Consider the following 22039-nt stretch of genomic DNA (forward strand, 5'->3'; position numbering starts at 1 on the left):
CAAAAAATATGATTTTATCTTTACATAATTAATTATATATATTACAAAATTGGACTTTGAGTTTGTTGTAATTTGGTGAGAGATAACAAAAAAGGTTGTCTCGCAAGACAACCTTTAAAACTAATTAAAAATAAAAAAAATGTTGCTAAGTTCTTATTTTCCCGATGAATTCTCCGGGCTCATAATGACTTCAACACTACTGGAACTATCCAAAACGTGCTTACTAAACTGCTGAATAGTTTTCTGATTAAATTTTGAAATTAAATTTTTATATTCATCATCCTGTAAAAACGGAAGCTCATTCAAACTGTTATCGTAAAGGGTTTTGTTCCAAAAAGAATTTGTTTTAAGCGATTCTTCCCAGTTTTTTAAAAGTGCTTTTTTTATGTCTTCTAAATCATTTGCATTAACCGGAATCGTTTTTAAATCATTTAATTCTTTCCAGACAATTTCCATTAATTTTTCCTGCTTATCAGGATTACAGTCAAAAGTCAAAGCAAGGCTAAAAGTAGGTTTAGGAATCAATTCAAGATTACCGCCAACGTTTACACCGTAACTGCCGCCTTCTTCTTCCCTGATGGTCTGCAGGAATCGTTTGGATAATAATTCCCCAATAACATACATTTTAAGTGCATTTTCTTTGCTGTATTCTGTTTTTCCTGTTAAGTTTAGGTAAACAGTTGTTTTAGGAACTTCCATCGGGCGTTTAAAATGAACTACGGTTTTTCCTTTTGCGGGCTCAATATTATGATCAACAAAATTCTCTTTTACAGCTGGGCCAGATTTTATATTTCCGATGTATTTCTGAATTAATCCCAAAGCAGAGTCTGGAATATTTCCAACAAAAATAAAGGTAAAACCAGATCCATTTTTAATTCGCTCACGATAGATCTTTTCTGCTTTTTTAAGATCTATAGTCTCCAGGAATTTTTCATTGAAAATGAATGTACGCGGATTGTGATTTGAATTGGCTAAATCAACTGTGTCCTTAAAAGCGCTTCCATTATCTTTTTTGATGGTTTCTAAACGATTTTTATATTGCTCTTTTAGAATATTAAAGATGTTCGCATCAAAGCGTGGTGCTTCAAAAGAGAGATAAAGCAATTGCAGCATGGTTTCAAAATCGGCTTTGTTTGAACTCCCCTGAAAACCTTGTGTGTTTTCACCAATAAAAGGTGCAGACTGCGCCACTTTTCCGGTTAGTTTTTCTTTTAAACCAATGTTGTCAAAATTACCGAGTCCGGAGGACCTTGCCAGTGTTGCCGCAATTTCGGCCGAAGTCAAATCTTCTGTTTTGACCAAAGATTTACCGCCTTTTGAAAAAGCAGAGAAAACAATCTGATCTTGAGAATATGTTGTTGGAAGCACAATTACTTTCGCTTCATTTTCAAGAATATACCCTTTTGCATCTTTTATACCAGCCACATCAAATGTTTTTTTAATAGCGACAGGTTTTAATTCTTTTTCTATTAAAGGCGTGTTGTTTTCTTTTTTTGTGTAAGGTACTAAAGTCATGCTTTCAACCTTTTTCATTACATTGACAACGGCTTCTTTAGTCGGAAAACTATTTTTGTCATCTTCAGAACCTGTTATCAAAATAACCTGATTGGCAGGAGTCTGAATCGTTTTTGCGTAAGCGTTCAATTCCTCCAGTGAAAGGCTTTTAATGATGCCCACAATCAGTTTATAATCCTCTTCCGACGATAGAAATGGTTTTGCTTTTAAGAAATAATCAGTTAATTTATCTGCCCATGTTTCATTGTCAATTTTATCTTTATTGCTCAGAAAATCATCATACGAGCTGATAAAAAGTTTTTTTGTCCGGTCTAATTCTGCCTGTGCAGCTCCAAAACGTCTCAAGCGTTCCGCTTCTGTGTAAGCTTCTTCAAAAGCTTCGAGTACTTTTCCTTTTTTTGATAGCGCCGAAATATTAAACGAAGTATTTAATCTTGAAATTGGTTCAAAATATGTTTTTAAATTCAAACTCGAACCTTGATTTTTTAAGAGTAATTCCTTAAAACGATTATTCAAAATACTGGTATAAAAAGAATTCATTACGTTCTTACGTGTAACGATACTGTCTTTTATAAAAGGTTTATCCTGAACATATTGCAAAGTAATTGATGTTGATGAAGCTTCTTTATCGGCTGCGGTTCCAAAATACAATTCATCGTGTTTCGGGATTTCTGTATATGTTCTTACATCTGCTTTTTTTGCAAGCGGAATACCTGAGAATATTGTTTTGACTTTTTGTTCCAATACTTTCACATCAATATCACCAACAATGATTACTGCTTGCAAATCTGGTCTGTACCATTTTTTGTAATAGTTTCTAAGTTCAGCATATTTAAAATTATTGATGATATTCAAATCGCCAATAACATCACGTTTACTGTATTTTGATCCTTTATACAAAACCTGATCGGTCTGCATTTTTAAACGGAAACCACTTGTTCTTCTGGTTCTCCATTCTTCCCTGATAACGCCTCTTTCTGCATCAATTTCAGCATCTGTTAAGGAAAGTGATCCGGACCAGTCGTGCAAAACCCAAAGCGTAGAATCGATTAATGTCTCATTGGTTACGGGAACATTGCTAATGTTGTAAACGGTTTCGTCCTGAGCAGTATAAGCGTTGATATCTTTTCCAAAACTAACTCCGTCTTTTTCCAGCATTTTAATGATTCCTTTTCCTTTAAAATGTTCCGTTCCATTAAAAGCCATATGTTCCAGAAAATGCGCTAATCCATTCTGATTGTCATCTTCAAGTATGGCACCCACATTTTGAACAAAGTAAAAACTCGCCCGGTCTTTTGGTTCTTCGTTATGCAGAATATAATAAGTCAATCCGTTTTGAAGTTTACCATTGATAACATTTTTATTAAGTGGAATATTGGTTTTAAATTGGGAAAATACACCCTGAAAGGACAATACTAAAATCCCGATAATGATATTTTTTTTTGTATTCATTTTTTTGATTTTTATCTTCTGTTTCTTCTGATTAGAATAAAAGCACCGCTTAATATAATCAACAAAGGAAACAGTCCGATGAAGACAATTTTACTGATGAAAACCTGATTGGCTGTTATCGTTAGCTTTTTATCAATGTTTTCAGGACGCGTAGTATCAATAGGAAATTGATAGTTACTAAACCAGCTAAAAATATCGGTTACAAATTGGAATGTTCCTGAACCGCCTCTGTTTAATTCGGCATTACCCATAAAATCAGCATCTCCGGCCACAATTATCTTTTGAGATTTACCATTTATGTTTCTGGTTAGAGCAACCACTAAAGGTACTGCTGTTACAGAAGGCTGTTTTTTCAATTCCGGTGAAACTGATGTAATACCTGTTTGCGATTCCCAAGCCGGCTGATTGTTTGTTTTTAAAAGCGGCGTTACTTTAAATCCTGCATCTTTAACGGTTTTGATACCACTGCTTCCTAAAAGCGGAATAGGATTATTATTTGGATTAGGGCTGAATTTAATTAGGGTAGAATCAATATTTTTTTGAAGATTGGTTACTAAATAATCAGGAGAATTAATTTCACTTTCCTGTACCAATGTTTGTTTGGTAAAGCTTACTCCTAATTTATCTGTAATGGCTGACAATGCCAAATTTGTTTCAGGTTCAGCCAAAAGCATCAGGTTTTTTCCCTGATCGATATATTTAGAGATGCGGTCAATGGCACCCTGGCTCAATTGTGTTTTTGGATCGGCAATAACTAAAATACTAGTCTGTTCCGGAATATTCTGTGCATTGATATCTACAGACGAAACATCAAATCCCTGATTGATCAAGGAAAATCTGAAAGTAATTTCATTAAATCCGGTTTTGTAATTTTTGTCTCCGTTTTTGTCAACACTGCGTTCCATGTTTCCGGTTGCAAAAACAATTTTAGGAGCAGGAACCACCAAACGTTTTAAAGCTGCAGAAATTTCTTTTTCACTCGGCGCTTTGAATAAATCATCATACATTCTTAAAAATGTTTTCTGTCCGTTGTATTCTATCGTTCTGACTACGCGGTTTTGCTCCGGGCCTAAATCAATAATTTTTTTAATTTCTGCAGGCGAATATAACTTGTCGAGTTTCATACCTTGTGTCTCGATCATTTTTTCGGCAAGCTGTTTGTCATTCAATCCCGGATTCTGAGCATACAAAGCTTCATTGTTTGAGGTATCATAATAGTACACATATTCCATCTCTATTTGAGGCATAAATCGTGTATATTGTTCAAAGCGGGCCATATCATAATTTTGCGAATACGGCATAGCCATGGAATAGTTTATATCTAATAAGTTGACATATGTTATTATCTTAACCGGACCCTCTATTTTTTTGACTATATCCAAACTTGATGCTGTAAGGGTTCTGTCTTTTGTGCGAGTCATATCTTTATATAATGTCAGAGGTGCTCTTGAGGTAATATACCCAAGTGACAATACAACAGAAACCAACAAAGTGTATTTTAAAACTCTTTTAGCAGTCGTTTGTGAATCTCTTCCTGTTTGTAATTTGTAGATACTCAAAACAATAAAAAGAATGCTTACCAGAATAAAATAAAATACATCCTTACTAATAATAAGCCCCTGCAGCATTTCGTTGGCACGGCCGGCTATAGAAAGGAAGTAGGTAATATCTTTAACAAACGCAACATCCTGCCATAATTTCCCGATAAAATTTAACCCTGCCAAAACCACCAAAGTACTGATTGCAGCAACTACCTGATAAGAGGTAAGACAAGACATAAAAAGACCAATAGCAGCATAGGTGCAAACCAATAAATACAACCCAATGAGCCCTGAAATGGCAAATTTTAAATCTAAATTATCAATAGAGAAATAAGCAATCACTACCTGCAATCCTAATATGGCCACAAAGAGCGAGCAGTAAGCCGCAATGGCGAGGTATTTACCTAACACAATTTCCTTAATTTTTATAGGAGACGAAAGCAGCAGTTTTATAGAACCGCTGTTAATTTCACGACTCACTAAACCCATTGTTAATAAGGGAACGTACAAGTATAAATAATTCTGCATCTCAGTAAACAACCCCATAAAGCCTGAAAAAACAACCTGAGACAAATTGTTCATGCCATTGCCTAGCTTTTGCGATTTTTCAAAACGATCGATTAAGTCGAAGAATTTCCAGTTTGACTGGATTGAAAATATGACTAAAACGACCCACGCAACAGGCGAGTAAAACATGGTGTTGAGTTCTGTTTTAGCTATTCTATATATTGTTTTCATTTATTTATTTTTTAAGAAGTAGGAGAATTTTTAGAAGGAGCTTTTTTAGATAATTGAGCGAAAATTTCATCCAGAGATACTTTCTCGAACTGAATTTCACGTAATTTCCAATGGTTAGAAACGCTGAGTGCTACAATTTTTTCAGCAACTTCCTGTGTTCCTTTAAAAGTAATTTGTACTTTTTTAGGAGAAAGATAAACTGCAGCTGTGACTTCATCGATTGCAGTTAAGGCCTCGATTGTTGGCGGATTCTCGAAACTTGCCGTTAATTTATCAGCTTCTATATAATTGTTGAAAGCATCCAGCGTGTCCGAAAAAACCATGTGTCCGTTCTCAATCATTCTGATGTCCTGACAAGTTGCCTGAACTTCAGACAGAATGTGCGAAGAAAATATTACGGCTTTATCTTTAGCGATTTTCTTGATTAAGTTTCTGACTTCTAAAATTTGATTTGGATCTAATCCGTTTGTTGGCTCATCTAAAACTACCAGTTTTGGTTCGTGAATAATGGCTTGTGCAATTCCCACACGCTGTCTGTAGCCGCCGGATAAGTTTTTAATTAATCGGTTGCTAAAATGTGCAATGCCACATTTTTCTTTGGCTTTTTCAACAGCAGCATGTAAATCTTCTTTTTTAACATGACGCAATTCTGCACAGTGTATTAAATATTCGTTTACTGTTAAATCTAAATGTAAAGGTGGTGTCTGCGGTAAAAAACCAATTAGTTTTTTAGCTTCAACAGGGTTTTCTTTCAGGTTAATTCCGTCAATAAATATATTTCCATGAGTCTGATTTAAAACACCGCAAAGAATATTCATTGTGGTTGATTTTCCAGCGCCATTAGATCCTAAAAGGCCTAAAATTCTATTTGTTTTAATTTCAAAACTGATATTTTGTATTGCCCAATCCTTACTGTATTGATGCGACAAGTCCTCAACTCTTACAATTGTTGTTTCCATAGTTTTTTTTAAAATCTCAGGAATGTTTCTTATAAAACATTCCTGAGTAAAATTTTTAAATGATTAGTTGTATCCTAAGTTTTGACTTAAGAAAGGATTAGAGCGTCTTGCAGAATCCGGTATAGGGTAAAGTTTATCGGTTGCAGCCCATATTTTTCCGGTAATTGCTCCTAAAACCTCATCTGCTTTTCCGGTTCTTTTAAGATCGAACCATCTGTGACCGAACTCTCCAAAAAGTTCACGTTCTCTTTCTAAGGCAATTAAATCCAGCAATTGATTAGGATCTGTTAAGGTAGTATTTCCTAATAAAGCTCTGTTTCGGATTACATTGATATCTTCCTGAGCTCCGGTAATATCGTTTAGTTTTACCCTTGCTTCGGCTCTTATCAGGTAAAGTTCGGCTAAACGAAGTACTGTTGAACGTTCTACAGGAGTAGCAACAAATGCATTTTTATATTTTCTTGGTGCTAAAAATGTAGTTCCCGTAACAGGATCTGTCCAATTCGTTTTTCTGGCATCGCCTGTTTCAAACAGAGCGGTTCCTTTTCTAAGTATATATTTTCCTCCCGAAGTAAACAAACCACCGCCTTCATAGGCATAAGCTGTATTAAAATACGGAATTTGCAGGATTGCTTCCGTATTATCAGCAATAAAAGGACTGTTATTGGCTGTTAAGCCGGTAATTATTTTATAAGTACCGTTTTGGCTAATTACTGAGCTGGCATAAGCTGCAGCTTCTGTCCATTTTCCTAAATAAAGATTTACCCTTGCCAATAATGCTTCTGCCGCCCATTTTGTAGCTCTGATACGCAGATTACCATAGTTACTGTAATTAACAGGAAGATCATTGGAAGCATCTGATAAATCAAGGTTAATCTGAGTATAAATTTCAGTTTGAGTATTTCGTGGTGCCAAAGCCGTTTTTTCAACATCTGTAGTTAAAATCAAAGGAACATCACCCCAGAAATTAGTCATGTAAAAATAGCAATAGGCCCTAACGAATTTTGCTTCGGCAATCCAGCGTTTCTTTTTGTCCGGACTAAGTGCTGTGCTGGCATTTAGACCTTCAATAGCTTTATTTGCATTATAAATGGTTTTATAAAAGTCTGTCCACATAGCAATAACACCGCTATCAATCTCCTGGATTTCGTTTGTATTATAAACATCTGTAAGCTGAGTTCTTAATATCAGTTCATCTGATGTTTCTCCGGGCATATAATGTATGTTACTAACAAAACTTAACCCCGTTACCATACTTTGGTAAATTCCGTTTACAGTAGCTTCAGCAGTAGCGTCTGAGACATAAATATTCTCAGATTCCAACTGTTCCCTAGGGATTTCAACTTCAAGCATTTCATCACAGCCCGTTAATCCCAATAAAAGAAAAAACGAAAATATATACGTGTATTTTATAGAATTATTTTTCATGTTTTTAGATTTAAAATGTTAACTGAGTTCCAAGCGTTACAGTACGTAAGGGAGGTAATGCCAAACCTTGCGTTTCAGGATCAAACCCTCTGTATTTGGTAAACGTCACTAAATTTTGGCCTTGTAGCGAAACACGAATATTCTGTATTACTTTTTTAGTGCTTTCATTCAAAGGAATAGTGTATGAAGCACTTACATTTTTTAGTTTGATGTAAGATGCATCTACAACTGTAGCTGTGGATCCTAAGTAATTAAAGAAACTAGACTGAAAATTTGAACTCAATACATTTCCCTGAGCCAGATAATCTCTGTATTCATCTACCTGATAATTAGCAAGTCCGTACGGATATCCTGGCTGTACAGCAATAGACGACAACAAGCTTCTTCCTTCTTGTTTTACAAATTGGAATAAAAAGTCAAGTGCAAACCCTTTGTAAGAAATAGAATTTGAGATTCCTCCATAATATTCCGGATAAGTAGGCCCCTGGTATTTTCTGTCTCCAACCCCTGTATCTGCAAATCCTGTAGAAATTCTTCCATCACCGTTAACATCTTCAAATTGCGGAACACCAGCTGCATTCACACCTGTATAATTTAACAAATACAAACTGTTTAATGGATTCCCCACTATATAAGTAGTGAAATAAGATGAAGTTGCCAGATTAGGAAACGAAACTAACGTGTTTGTATTTTTAGAAATATTAAACGAAGTTGTCCAGTTCAGGTTTTTATTGTGGATATTAGTCGTGGTTAGGGTAAACTCCAATCCTTTATTTTCAACTTTGGCACCTAAATTGGCCTGATAACTAAGAAACCCTGCTTGCGGACTAAGAGTATACGGAACTAACTGATTGGAAGAAACGTTTTTGTAATAAGCCGTCGTAAAAGAAATTCTGTCTTTCAAAAAGCCCAATTCCAGCGCTGCTTCAAATTTATTGGTAACTTCCCATTGAAAATTTGCATTCGCAATTCGGGCTGATGCCATAGCAGCATTTCCAACTCCATAAGTACTGGTGGTATAAGTAGAGGCATAACCATAATCCCCAATATCATCACTACCGATTTTACCGTAACTGGAACGAATTTTACCAAAACTCAACCATGAGTTGTCTTTTAAGAATTTTTCCTCTGTAAACACCCATGCACCACCTATAGATCCAAAATTGCCATAACGCTTGTTTTCTCCAAAACGGGAAGAACCATCTCTTCTAAAGGTTAAGTTAAGAATGTATTTATTTAAGATATTATAATTTATCCTGCTAAAAAGAGAAATATATTTGTATTCAGACGATCCGTTATAAGAAGTTACGTTTCCTGCAGAACCTGTGATACCAATAAGGTTATCAGAACTATATACTGATGAACTTACATAAGAAGGCATTTCTGACTTTCTGTTTTGCCATGAACCTCCAACCAAAGCAGTAAAATTACCTTTCCATAAAGAAGTAACGTAATTTAATTGCGGCTCAATCGTAAAATTATTAGTGTTGTTTATGGAAACAGTATAAGATCTTGACGCATTAAGCGAAATGTTATTGGCTGTATAATAAACATTGTTCATACCTGATCCAGGTAAAAATTGTTCAGATGTCGTTTGTGCTCTTCCATACCCTAAATCTGTTTTAAGGGACAATCCCTTAGCCAGATCCAATGTAGCACTTACATTTGTAATTAAATTTGTTCCCTTATCTTCTACTCTTCTGTCCAGAGCAGCAATTGGGTTTACGTCGCTGGAATAAGTAGGTGACCAATAATATGTACCATCAGGGTTGTAAATAGGATGATTTGGTGCCGTATTTACAGCATAATTGGTGATGTCATAAAATGGAAGTTTATTTTTATCAGAAGCAAACATAACAGAAGCTCCTATCTTCAGTTTTTTGTTTAAGGTATAATGATTGATATTAAAATTCGTAGAAAATTTATTATAGCCAAAATCTCCCGGTAAAACAGTAGTTTCGTTATGATAAGCAGCACTTAATAAAAAATTTGTCGTGTCATTCCCTCCTTTTAAGCTTCCTGAAAAATCATTAAATGTTGCAGAACCACCTATTAATTTTTCCTGCCAGTCCGTATAAGCATTTGGGTCAAAATCCGTAAGGGCTATTCCGGTGCTGAAATTACTTGGAGTTGCATTTGCATTGGTCAAAGCTGTACGAAGCATGTTTAAATAAGTAGGAGTATCTAAGGTTTTTATCATATGTGCCACATCAGATATACCTGAAGCAGTATTAACAGTAAACTCTGTTTTTCCGGCTTCTCCTTTTTTGGTGGTAATAAGCACAACACCATTTGCTCCTCTTGAACCATAGATAGCAGTAGCATCAGCATCTTTCAAAATTTCGATACTCTCAATATCGTTTGGGTTAAGAATATTTAATGGGCTTGATCTTTTTTGCGCTCCTCTTATTACACGATCTGTCTGTACCTGCTCTTTTATATCGTCTGAAATATAAGGAACACCATCGATTATATAAAGAGGCAGGTTGTCTCCTGCAATAGAATTTCGGCCACGAATACTGATGTTCATATTACTTCCTGCATAACCAGAAGTTTGTGAAACAAAAACGCCCGGAGTTCTTCCTTGCAAACTTTGAAGAATATTAGTAATAGGCTGTTTTTCAATATCCTGAGAAGTAATTTTAACTACAGATCCGGTAGAAGTTCTTTTGGTTGTCGTACCATAACCAATAATGACAACCTCGTCTAATTTTGCTAAATCAGGCTGCATTTTAATGGTTATTGATACTTGGTTTTCAACCGTAATTTCTTGTGTTTTATACCCTAAGTAAGATATTCTAAGCACATGTTTTCCAGATGGTAATTCAATATAAAACTGCCCGTCGAAATCAGATACACCATGCTTATTACTGCCTACCAACAGAACACTAACACCAGGCAGCGGTATACCATTTTCATCTAAAACTTTTCCAGCGAGATTATAGGTTATATCCTCTGCGTTTTCTTTTTTTGGAATAGAAGAACTACTGACACTATTCTCCTTTTTGTAAATCACCACATTTTTATCTACTTGCTTATAGACTAAATTACTGCCCTGAAAAACAGCATTCAGAATATCACTAACAGAACGTCTTCCTTTGGGTGTACTAATTTTAGGGAAATCCTTTATTATTTGTGGCTGGTAAGCAAACAGCAATCCTGTTTTATTTTCTATTGTTTTAAATAAAGTCTTAATATCCTGATTATGAAGTTCTATTTCAACAGATATTGATTCTAAATTCTGACTACTCATTTCATTCGCAAGAACCATATGGGTTCCGCAGGTCAGTAAAATAATGTGGAATAAACTGATTCGCATGATCATAAGTGTTTTTTTCGAAAAGCGGAATGAAGAAGTTTTCTTTTCCCTTTCAAACATGGTGGTTTTACAGCGTAATTTCATAAATTTGCTTGTTTTTTAATGGTTACTGGTATAATTATTAAGAATCGTGGCCATCTGGTGTAGGAGCTGGATGGCTTTTTTGTATTTATTTCATTGGTTAGTTTCTATATATTTATTTTAAAGGTTACTAATTATTTAAGTTGTTTTTACTCACAGCCTTTCCCTTCAAGGGTAATCACTCCATTTTGGTCATAATGATATTCTGTTTCAATAACACTGCATACCACTTTCAGGACATGATCTAAGTCTTCTTCATTAAGAAAACTGGCAGTAATTCTACAATTCCTGATTTTTTCATTAGATAATAAAATCTGGACCTTATATTTTTGAGAAATCAGGGCAACTGCATCTTTCATGTTCAGATCGTCCAAAATCAGGTAATTCCTTTTCCATTCTACGGCAGTTGCTGCATTCACATTATTTTGCTCATAGGCCAATGTGCTTTTATTTACCACTATTTGCTGATTAGGAGTAATGATACCATATACTCTTTTTAAATCTCCAACCTGAACTTTACCACGAGTTACAGTGACTTTTATAGATGTATTGTAGGCATTAATATTAAAGGCAGTTCCTAAAACTTTAGTGTTTACTTTTCCTGTGTGAACAATAAATGGTTTCTTCTCATTTCGTTTAATATCAAAATAAGCCTCACCTGACAAAGTAACTTCTCTGGTTTTGTTATCAAAATCATTCTGATCATAGGTAATGCTGCTCTTATCGTTAAGGATAATTGTACTTCCGTCAGGCAAATGAATAAGCTGTTTTCCGTTAAAAGTCAATACAGAGTTTATTTCTTCCACCTTTTCTGATTCGGTTTTTAAAGGATCCGGTGCGCTGTTATAAAAGAAAACACTTCTGACAGCAAATAAAATTGTAATTGTTGCCGCTGCCGCTAATAAAAGACGGACTCTTTTTCCAGACGATTTTTTTCTAATCGGAATAACTTTCTCAGAAGGATTTGAAAGAATATAACTAAGAATACTATCTCCTTTTTGCTTATCCAATAATTCAACATTGTCATGCTTGTTTAATAACATCCTGATTTTTTCTTTTATAAAATCATCATGGACGCCCTGTTGAATCATATCCATCAGTTTCTCCCTGTTTTCCTCAGAGAGATTATCCTGTAAGTAGCTTTCAAATAATTCTTCAAATGTTTTTTGCTGCATTTGTTTTGTTGTTTTAGTTATATGTATTAAATGGTAAACCTGGGGCAGGTTAATATTTATTATCCTAAAAAGACACTATTATTTTAGGGGGCAAAACCAAATTAATAATGATCTTTATTATAAAGACGATTAAAAAAGGAGGAGGGAGTAGTTGAAAGTAAAAAAAATGTAAAAAAATCGTAAAAAATAAAATTTACAGTCTAATTGATACTGCTAAAAGTAAAAACAGGTGTTACCAAAAAAGCAGGATTGACATGAAAAGATTCATGTAAGGAGAAATTTTAAAACGAACAAATTTTAAGGCCTGGGCCATATGTTTTTTAACGGTTTCTGTAGAGATGCCTAAGTTTTCTCCAATTTTTTGATGACTAAGACCATCCCATTTCGCCATTTTGTAGATTTTTTGCTGCTGAGGCGGAAGCTGTTCTATAATTTGATTTAAAATAATATTATACTGATCATCTTTAATAGCACTGTCAGTATCATCTGAGACAGTATTTTTATAATTTATATCAGATACCAAATTAGTTTCTCTTGCTATTTTTTTAATCATATCAAAAATATGATTACGTGAAATGATAAAAAGATAGTTTTCAAGATTTGTTATTTCGGCTAAATTTTCATGATTTTGCCAAATTTTCAAAAAGACATCCTGTACAACTTCTTCAGCCAAAGTTTTTGATTTTGTTATTTTTAAGGCGGTAGAATAAACAATATTTTTATACTGGTTATATAATTTTGTAAATGCCAGTTCGCTTCCCTGAGATAACTCAAGAAGAAGTTTTTTTTGGTCCAAACTGGAATTCGATGACATGGTATAATAATTTGTTTCGAATTAGCAATATTATTAATTTTTTAAATAATTGCATCGTTTGGGTTAAAAAAAAACAGATAAATATCGTTTTGATAATTTTTTATAAGAATATTTACTCCTTTTCAATAAAAACAGCAAGCAATTTATTAATGTACAAAATGTACTATTTTGAATATTAAAAATACTTCCGGAAATCATTGTATCCTGAGTTTTGTGTCAATTTATTTTAGGACGAGACAGGATAAAAACTAAAGCCTGTTCATTTTCAGAACAGGCTTTAATAAAAAAAAACAACACAAATTTAATTATATCCTTGATTTTGTTTAAAAAGTTTTTGGTCGATAACTGTTTGCGGAATTGGAAATAATCTTCTGAAAGGTTGAGAAGCAGCTTTTGCTGTTCCGGCTAAATCAAATTTCCCAAAACGAATACTTTGTGGTCTTCTTTGTAATTCCCAGTACAATTCGAAACCTAATTCTTTATACAATTGCTCTGAATCTAAAGAAGTAAGCGCTTTTCCCGGAGCATTTGCATATAATGATTCTCTTTTTCTGCCGGTACGTAATTTATTTAAATCATCCATCGCCGGACCTACACTTCCTTTTCTGAAATAAGCCTCAGCTCTCATTGCATAAATTCCACCTAAACGGAATAGCGGAATATCAACATTACTGTTACCGTTTCCTCCTTCAGGATCAAATTCATATTTAAAAACACGGGCTCCCTGATTGATTTCATTTTGAGCAAAAACAGATTTAGTAGGATCTGCAAACGTTAATGATGGTGTAAAATCCATTCTTAAAGTCGTCTTTTTTTCCATAAATAATGGAGAAACTTTAATCCGGTTACCAACCATCTCAAGAGATCCTGAAGGTAATAATAATGGACCATATTGAAGCCCGGCCTGAATTCCTCTATTAAAATGGAACCATGGTAAGTTTGTACTTTTAGGTACAATGTCTGTTGCTGGAACACTTACATCTGTACCATCATTCATAAACCATGTACCATCCGCATATTGGTAATGTTGTTCAAATCTTGGATCATCATGATTACCATTCCATGACGCATAAAATTCCGGAGTTATACAAGCAGCATTTGTTCCTCTGTTTGCAGCAGATGTTCTCTGGTTACGTTCCATAGATACATAGGCGAAACTATTCGAACCGTTTCTGATATAATCTATCTTCTGAGAAATGGCAAATATAAGTTCTTTACCATTTTCGTTATTTCTTGCAAAGTTTTTGAAATAATCACTTTCTAAACTATACTTCCCTGAATCGATTAGTAACGAGGTATAATAAATTACACGGTCCATATCTGTTCCTGCGCTGCCGGTTACCGCAGCTTCATTAAAATTGAAACCTGATGCAGCATTGTAACGATCTTTAAATACCGCACGATTTAAATACATCGTAGCTAAAAAAGCGTAACCAGCTTGTTTGGTAAATCTTCCGTGATGTGTTCTCTGTGTACCAATATCAGCTAAATCAGGTAGTAAAGCTTCAACATCACTGATTAATTTATCAATCTGAGTATCAGCCTTTAATATTTGCAAAGGCGCTTTTGCATCCATTGGGTCTCTATAGGGCGCTTGCCCGTAAAGATCTAATGTGGTGTAAGTGTAATAAGCTAAAAGTGCTTTTGCTTCAGCCAAAAATAATGCCTTTTCGGGAAAAGTATTTGCTTCTGCTGAACTAATTGCAGTCAAAGAACGTGTAATTCCGCTTGTCAATAAATTCCAGTTACCTACTACAATAGCATTACTTGAACTCCATGTAAATTCGTGCATATCCCTCCATTTTCCACCATCTCCCCAATCACTTCCGCGGGTTGGTAAAATAGCTTCATCTGTAGTATATTCCTGCATTGAAAAAACAGCTCCGTGATCTGTAAAAGTTCCGTCCCCAAGTCTGTCATAAGCAGCGGCAAGCGAACCGGCAGGGTCTGAAACACTATTTCCGGGTTTTTCATCTAAAAGAACTTCATCCAAATCGGTACAGCTGTTTAAGAGAAAAATAAAAGAGAATATTGTTAAAATTTTTATGCTGAAAAATGTCTTTGTCTTCATGATTTATAATTTTAAAGTTGCTCCGAAACTGAACGTTCTCGAAGTTGGGTAAGCAGCGTAATCAATACCTATAGATTGGTTTCCTCCGTTAGGTTTTGGACTATTAACCAATGGGTCGTATCCTGTATAATTAGTAATCGTAACTAAGTTTTGACCTGTTACATAAAGTGTCAATCCGTTTAACCATCTCAAATTTTTCAAATCAAAACTGTAACCTAAACGAGCCGTATTTAATCTGATAAAATCTGATTTTTCTAGGAAAAGCGTTGATAAAATTGGTGAATTTGTTGCATTTGCACCAGACTCATAATAACCTGTAGCAACGTTTCTGTCAGAAGCCAGATTATTAATATTTAAGGCGTTCAACCCTGTATTATTCAACAAATAACCGCCTGTCTGGCCAATGATTGAGAATGAAAAACTAAAGTTTTTATACTTCATATCACTATTAAGTCCGTAGTAAAAAGTTGGTAAAGCACCTTCAATAATAATTCTGTCGCTGTTATCGATATTACCGTCTCCGTTTTGATCTTGAAATATATTTGCTCCATTTGCATCAAAACCAATATGCTTTAACAAATAGAATGACCCGGCAGCATAACCACTTTTGTAAATGTTAGCATTTACTCCGGATTGTCCAGGGCCTGAAATAGTTCCTGCCAAGATTTCTGAAACCGGTAAGTTTTCAACTTTATTGTTTAATGTTGCTCCGTTCACATCAACATTCCAGCTAAAATTTTTAGTGTTAATTATTTTTGTACCCAACATAAACTCAAAACCTTTGTTTACAATTTCTCCGTCAATATTTACCCATATATCACTTGTTTGGCTTAAAGGCTGTGAAGGAATGTTTAAGATCGCATCCGTAGTTGTTTTGTTGAAATAATCAAAAGTTCCGTACAATTTATCACCCCATAAACTAAAATCTAAACCTAAATTGTATTGCGTAACAACCTCCCATTTTAAATCAGGATTTGCTGTTCTGGTTACAGTAACTCCGTTTACCAAATTCAAATCATCATACAAATAATATCCATCCGGGCCAGATAAAGAATAACTTGCCTTAGTAAGTTTATTTTGAACTTCCTGGTTTCCGGTTTGTCCCCAACTCGCTCTCAATTTTAAGTTGCTTACAGCCGTTACATTTTCTAAGAAACTTTCTTTAGAAATATTCCATCCTAAAGCAAATGAAGGAAAGTATCCGTATTTATTATTATCACCAAAACGAGTCGAACCATCAGCTCTCATCGAAGCTGTTAAAAGGTATTTTTCATTGAAAGTATAATTCAATCTGCCAAAGTAAGATTGCAATTCGTTTTCCTGAGCAAAACCAGTTGTTCCGGATTGGGTTCCTGCATAACCGGGATTGATTGATGGTTTTACACCTGTTCCCTGAGCAGCGATTCCGTCAATACTAAAACTTGTACCTGATCTTTCGAATTTTTGATAAGAGAAACCACCCAAAGCTTCGATTTTATGTTTGTCCAATGATACATTATAGGTTAAATAATGCTCTATTAATGAATTTTTTGAGTCCAGATTATTCTGAACATATTTTCCTATTTTATTTAAATCCGTTATGTTTGGATAAATAGTCGTGTTTCTTTCAGACGTTGAACGATCCACACCAATGTTTAATTTATATTCTAATCCATTGATAATTCTGAAAGAAGTCTCTAAATTCCCTAAAACTCTCAACGTACGCGTTTGATCCTCGTAAATACTTAATAAATAAGCAGGGTTATAATGCGCATTCATGTTGAAGTTTGTATAATTTCCATTAGCATCAAAAACAGATCTTGTTGGATTTGCCATCAAAGTATGTACGATCAATTGTCCGTTAGAACCACCGTCATCACTTACAGGAACTCCATTATCTGTAGTTTGACTCGCCGTAAGGTTCAATTTTAATTTTAAACGTTTGTTGTCTAAAAATGATTCCGCGGCATTAATCCTGCCGGAAAGACGTTTGAAATTACTGTTATGAATAATCCCTTCCTGATCCATTTGCGAAACGGATGCATAATAATTCCCTGATTCTGTTTGTTTTGCAAAAGACAAAGAGTTATTTTTAGTAATTGCAGATCTGTAAATTACATCTTGCCAGTCTGTATTTCCACCATGATCAAAAGCAGGATCTTTAATAGCTTTTCTATATTCATCTGCACTTAAAACATCTAATTTATGAGCTACTGTCGAAACACCCATATAAGAATCAAAAGTTAATGTTCCCTCCCCTTTAGAGCCTTTTTTAGTGGTAACCAGTACAACTCCGTTAGATCCTCTCGCTCCGTAAATAGCAGCTGCAGAAGCGTCTTTTAAAACGGTAATCGATTCGATATCATTTGTATTCAAAAAATTTAATGGATTTTTTGCTGATGAAGTTCCAAAACCAACATTGCTTCCGGAAGGACTCACATCATCATTTGATAATGGTAAACCATCAACAACAAACAAAGGCGTACTACCGCTTCTGATAGATCCAACTCCACGAATCGTAACGTTTACACCTGCTCCGGGCTCTCCACTTGTATTCACAACACGAACACCGGCAACTTTTCCCTGAATTAAATTATCTACAGAAACGTTAACTCCCTGTTTAAAATTTGCCGCTTCTAACTGAGTAACTGCTCCTGTAACGTCTTTTTTGGATTGTTTACCATAACCAACTACTAATACTTCGCTTAATTCTGATGTATTTGGCTCTAACTGAATCGTCATGAAATTCCTTTGAACTGCTACCGTTTTAGTTTTATAGCCTAAGTAAGAAACCTCAAGACTCCTTCCTTCTGTAACTGAAAGTTCAAATTCTCCGTCAAAATTACTAATAGCAGCATTTTTAGTAGTAGCTTCCATTATCGTTACTCCCGGCATTGGCACACCGTTTTCATCTACAATTTTCCCTTTTACTTTAATTTTATCAGCTGCTTTAACACCTGTCTCAGCTTTTACCACTGTTTTCTGAATCAAAACTAATTTACCATTGATGCTGTAATTGAAATTAGCTTTTTTAGAAAGATCGCTCAAAATTAAAGCAACAGACTCATTGGTATAATTCACCGTATAAACCGTATTGTCAGTAATAATGGCTTGTCCGTAACTAAATTTATAATCTGTTTGCTGGCTCAATTTTGAAAAAATAGAAACTAAAGTTGCTTTTTCTATTTTATTTTCTACTTTTAAATTTTTAAGAACATTTGTTGTACTGAAACCGCTTTGAAACGACAGTAATGTCAGGGCTAAAAAGAAAACTCTCTTTAGATTTAAATTGGTAAGTTTAAAATACATGATTTAAGTTATTGGTTTTTCGATACTTAATTATTAATCGCAGTTGTTCTCAGCAACTGCTTTTTTATTAGTTTTTAATTCACTTTTACTATCTCGTCATATATATTGAATTTTAAGTTTGTGATATAATTTATTTGCTTTAAGACACTGTCCAGTGAAGCATTTTTTTCTATAAAAACGGTAACCGGCATAGTTAGCACAGCTTCATTTTTACACTCAAAGGCCACTCCGTATTTGTATTGTAAAATGGTAATTACTTGTTTTAATGTGGCCTGATTTAAGGTAATATCTGTTGTGTACCAATTAATTGAAAGGGATTTATCAATTGGAAGTTTCATGAGCTTTTCACCAGTAAATAAAGCTTCTTCGTTTGGAACTAAATCTACGCTCTGCCCTTTTGCAGAAACATTTACTTTTCCGGTTACCACCATAACTTCACATTTTGATTTTGATAACTGAATATGAAAAGATGTCCCCAAAACCTTCGTTTTAATATTGCCGGACTGAATAATAAAGGGATGCTCTTTATCTTTGGCAACTTCAAAAAAAGCGTTTCCTTTTAACAGAGAAACTTTTCTTTCGTCTCCATTAAATTGAGCGGGATATTGAAATAATGAATTTGCTGCCAGATAAATTTTCGAGCCATCACTTAATTTGATAGATTTGGGGACATCTGATGTTTTAAATGTTAATTGCTTTTCTGCAGCAATATTCGGTTTATAGAAAAATCCTAAACCAACAAGCAAAAGAATACTGGCAGCAGCCATATATTTTAAATAAGGATTGAAAGTTTTCTTCTCCCCTATTCGAAGCTGGATTCCTTCATATATGTTTTGGGAAGCTTCATCACTGTTTCCCATCAAAGCATCATTCCATTTTGATTTTTGATATTCCGTAAAAGCAAAATCGTTCAATAAATTTTCTTCTGCTTTTGAGGCTTTATTTTGAAAACTTCCGTCTATTAAATTTTCTAAACTATGTTTAATTCTTTTTATCATAATACTTATTATTACCTGTTGGGTGTAATTGATTGAAACTCTTATTTGATATAAAAACAAATAGATCAAAAAGTATAAATTTGAGCAAAACATCTTTATACTTTCAGAAATCAATGTCATCCTGAGCGGAGTCGAAGGCTTTTTACTTAGAAAGGGCTTCGACTCCGCTCTGCCTGACACCTATTTGAATTATACCCAACGGGTTTATTATTACCTATAAGTACCGAAAATCTGAAATCGTACTATCCGGAAATATTATGAAACCATCAACAGAAAGTTATTTTAAAAATTTTGATGCAAAATAACATAAGGAGCCAGCCACACCAGATCTTTCAAGCCTTCGCGCAATTGTTTCAATCCCGAAGAAATTTGATTTTTGACTGTTTGTTTGGATATTCCAAGCTCAGAAGCAATCTGATCTATAGACATATCCTGAAACTTATACATTAACAAAACTTCTTTTCTTTTTTCGGGAAGCCTGTCTAATAAAGAATAAAGCAGATCCATAACTTCAGGATCAATCGAGGTAAAATTATCGATAATGTAATCTTCGAATTTATCTTCTAAAACAGTTTTGTCGAAACGATTATTCTGGTAATGTTTAAAAACCTGATTCTTTACCGCACGAAACAAATAGGATTCAATTGCAATTATGTCTAAATCGTCTTTTCTTTCCCATAAATCGATAAAAACATCCTGAACAATATGCTGCGCCAAGTCTTTATCCTGAGTCATCGTATACGAAAAGGCATTTAATTTTTTCCAGTATTCGGTATACGTTTTTTCAAAAATTTCAGGGTTTTTCATAACAAATTGAGAGCTGTTTTATAGTGTAAAATAATAAAATGTTACACCAATGTTTTTTGTCTGAAGGTTAACTTTAAATTAAATAATGAATTCTTTTACTGTAGTAATACTACATTTTTACAGAAGAAATGATAATCAGCTTGAGATTTGTTTTTTTTAAACTAACACAAAAACCAGATGCTCCTTTTAATTTAGTGAACTCAAAAAGTAAAATCTTTTCTTCATATCCCCTATCTTTATACTAATACCAATCATTTCAAATTATGACACGAATTCTGTTTACATTTTTAATTACGGCCATTGTAACTTACAACTCCAATGCCCAAAGTGGTGATTTAAAAATAAATCAATTGCAGGTTATCGGTTCACATAATAGTTACCGTCAGGCGATTGAAACTGATTTATACAATCTAATTCAGGCAAAAGATACTTCGCGTTCGCTGAAAGGTTTACAATACACTCATATTGGTATAACCGAACAATTGAATAAAGGATTGCGTAATCTGGAAATTGATGTTTATGCCGACACAAAAGGTGGAAAATACGCGCATCCAAAAGGATTGGATATTGCAAAATCTGAAGAAGCTTATGATCCGAAAGGATTAATGAATAAACCTGGTTTTAAGGTTCTTCATATGCCGGATATCGATTTTAGGACTTCCTGCTATACTTTTGAAATTTGTCTTCAGGAACTTAAAAAATGGTCAGACGCCAATCCGGATCACATTCCTGTTTTTATTACTTTGGAACCAAAAGATGGTGACGCCAATTTCTTCGGAACAAAACCTGAAGATTTCACTCCCGAATTATTTGATGCTTTAGATAAAGTAATCCGTAAAGAATTAGGAAACGATAAATTGATCACGCCGGATATGGTGAGAGGAAAATACAAAACTCTTGAAGAAGCTGTATTGCACAACAATTGGCCGACACTTAAAAAAGCAAAAGGAAAATTTTTGTTTATTTTGGATAATAATGGTGCCAAAAGAGATCTGTATGCCTTAAATCATCCATCATTAAAAGGACGTGCCGTTTTTATAAATGCAGAACCGGGAAAACCGGAAGCCGCAGCTATGTTCAGAAATAATGCTGAAGACTCAGAAATTGCCAATTTAGTCAAAAAAGGATACATCATAAGAACCAGGGCCGACTCTGATACCAAAGAAGCAAGAGCCAATGATTATTCACATTTTAATGCTGCTAAAACTTCAGGAGCACAAATTATTACGACTGATTATTATTTGCCAAGCACATTCTTTAATTCACCTTACCAGATTAAGTTTGATGATGGCAGTTATGTTCGGGTTAATCCTGTGAATGGGGAAAAGAAATAGCCAAACTCCATGAATAAAATAATATAGTTCGGAGTTTATTAAAGAAATTTTATCTGATAATATCAGTATCAACCGGAATGTAACCTAAATGTCTGCTGAGGGATAAAATTTGTCCTTTATGGTGATATTCATGCGTGATTACGTGAGAAAATAATTTGAAGGGTTCCGCTGTTTTTTTTACGCCATTACTTTCATATTCGATTTCACTTTCTGATTTTTCCATTAATTCGAAAAAATCAGTCATGAATTGGTCCACATAAGCAAACAATCTTATTACATCCTGAATATTTTCATACGCTTCGTATCGAGCATAAGTTACCTTTTTTTTCAAGGCAGTTTCCGCAATCCATAATTCATATGTGTTTGCAATATGCACTAACAGATTTCGTATACTTCCTCCTCTGCCAAAAGAAGAATTTTGATTTATGAAATCTTCAGTCCGAATTGTCTGGCAATATTCAAAGAGAATATTTCTTGATTCCTGAACAAAGGTATATTGCTTTTGAGCATACATAGCAT

13 protein-coding genes are annotated in these 22039 nt (G+C 34.3%); 1 reads left to right on the forward strand and 12 read right to left on the reverse strand.

Annotation, left to right across the window (positions count from 1 at the left end; translation table 11 throughout):
- Window positions 1–153: 153 nt before the first annotated feature.
- The 11 genes from PMI10_RS17115 to PMI10_RS17165 form a co-directional block, all read right to left on the reverse strand.
- On the reverse strand, window positions 154–2967 hold the full coding sequence (locus tag PMI10_RS17115) for a M16 family metallopeptidase (RefSeq protein ID WP_007810325.1): 2814 nt from the start codon (window positions 2965–2967) through the stop codon (window positions 154–156).
- 11 nt (window positions 2968–2978) lie between these two features.
- Window positions 2979–5246 (reverse strand): Gldg family protein, encoded by a 2268-nt coding sequence (locus tag PMI10_RS17120; RefSeq protein ID WP_007810326.1) that lies wholly within the window; start codon window positions 5244–5246, stop codon window positions 2979–2981.
- 11 nt (window positions 5247–5257) lie between these two features.
- Window positions 5258–6205, reverse strand: coding sequence for an ABC transporter ATP-binding protein (locus PMI10_RS17125; RefSeq protein ID WP_007810327.1), 948 nt, complete (start codon window positions 6203–6205; stop codon window positions 5258–5260).
- A gap of 63 nt (window positions 6206–6268) precedes the next feature.
- Complete coding sequence (locus PMI10_RS17130; protein WP_007810328.1) at window positions 6269–7633, reverse strand: RagB/SusD family nutrient uptake outer membrane protein; 1365 nt, start codon at window positions 7631–7633, stop codon at window positions 6269–6271.
- A 10-nt stretch (window positions 7634–7643) separates the two neighbouring features.
- A complete protein-coding gene (locus PMI10_RS17135) occupies window positions 7644–11036 on the reverse strand; it encodes a TonB-dependent receptor (protein WP_007810330.1) in 3393 nt (1130 codons plus the stop codon).
- Window positions 11037–11182: 146 nt separating this feature from the next.
- Window positions 11183–12208: a FecR family protein gene (locus PMI10_RS17140; protein WP_007810332.1), complete on the reverse strand. Its 1026-nt coding sequence runs from the start codon at window positions 12206–12208 to the stop codon at window positions 11183–11185.
- Window positions 12209–12440: 232 nt separating this feature from the next.
- The gene (locus tag PMI10_RS17145; protein ID WP_007810334.1) at window positions 12441–13022 is read right to left on the reverse strand and encodes an RNA polymerase sigma factor; all 582 of its coding nucleotides are present in this window, start codon (window positions 13020–13022) and stop codon (window positions 12441–12443) included.
- 301 nt (window positions 13023–13323) lie between these two features.
- Complete coding sequence (locus PMI10_RS17150; protein ID WP_007810336.1) at window positions 13324–15093, reverse strand: RagB/SusD family nutrient uptake outer membrane protein; 1770 nt, start codon at window positions 15091–15093, stop codon at window positions 13324–13326.
- Between the two features lie 3 nt (window positions 15094–15096).
- Entirely contained in the window at window positions 15097–18381 is a 3285-nt protein-coding gene (locus tag PMI10_RS17155) for a SusC/RagA family TonB-linked outer membrane protein (RefSeq protein WP_007810338.1), read from the reverse strand.
- Window positions 18382–18455: 74 nt separating this feature from the next.
- Complete coding sequence (locus PMI10_RS17160; RefSeq protein WP_007810340.1) at window positions 18456–19379, reverse strand: FecR family protein; 924 nt, start codon at window positions 19377–19379, stop codon at window positions 18456–18458.
- Between the two features lie 282 nt (window positions 19380–19661).
- A complete protein-coding gene (locus PMI10_RS17165) occupies window positions 19662–20186 on the reverse strand; it encodes an RNA polymerase sigma-70 factor (protein ID WP_007810343.1) in 525 nt (174 codons plus the stop codon).
- A gap of 263 nt (window positions 20187–20449) precedes the next feature.
- On the opposite strand from PMI10_RS17165, the gene PMI10_RS17170 reads away from it, so the two are divergent.
- Window positions 20450–21520: a phosphatidylinositol-specific phospholipase C1-like protein gene (locus PMI10_RS17170; RefSeq protein ID WP_007810344.1), complete on the forward strand. Its 1071-nt coding sequence runs from the start codon at window positions 20450–20452 to the stop codon at window positions 21518–21520.
- Window positions 21521–21569: 49 nt separating this feature from the next.
- Here PMI10_RS17170 and PMI10_RS17175 read toward each other — a convergent pair whose 3' ends face one another.
- Entirely contained in the window at window positions 21570–22034 is a 465-nt protein-coding gene (locus tag PMI10_RS17175; RefSeq protein ID WP_007810347.1) for a DinB family protein, read from the reverse strand.
- Window positions 22035–22039: the final 5 nt, after the last annotated feature.

The organism is Flavobacterium sp. CF136, from assembly GCF_000282055.1.
Taxonomy (GTDB): Bacteria; Bacteroidota; Bacteroidia; order Flavobacteriales; family Flavobacteriaceae; genus Flavobacterium.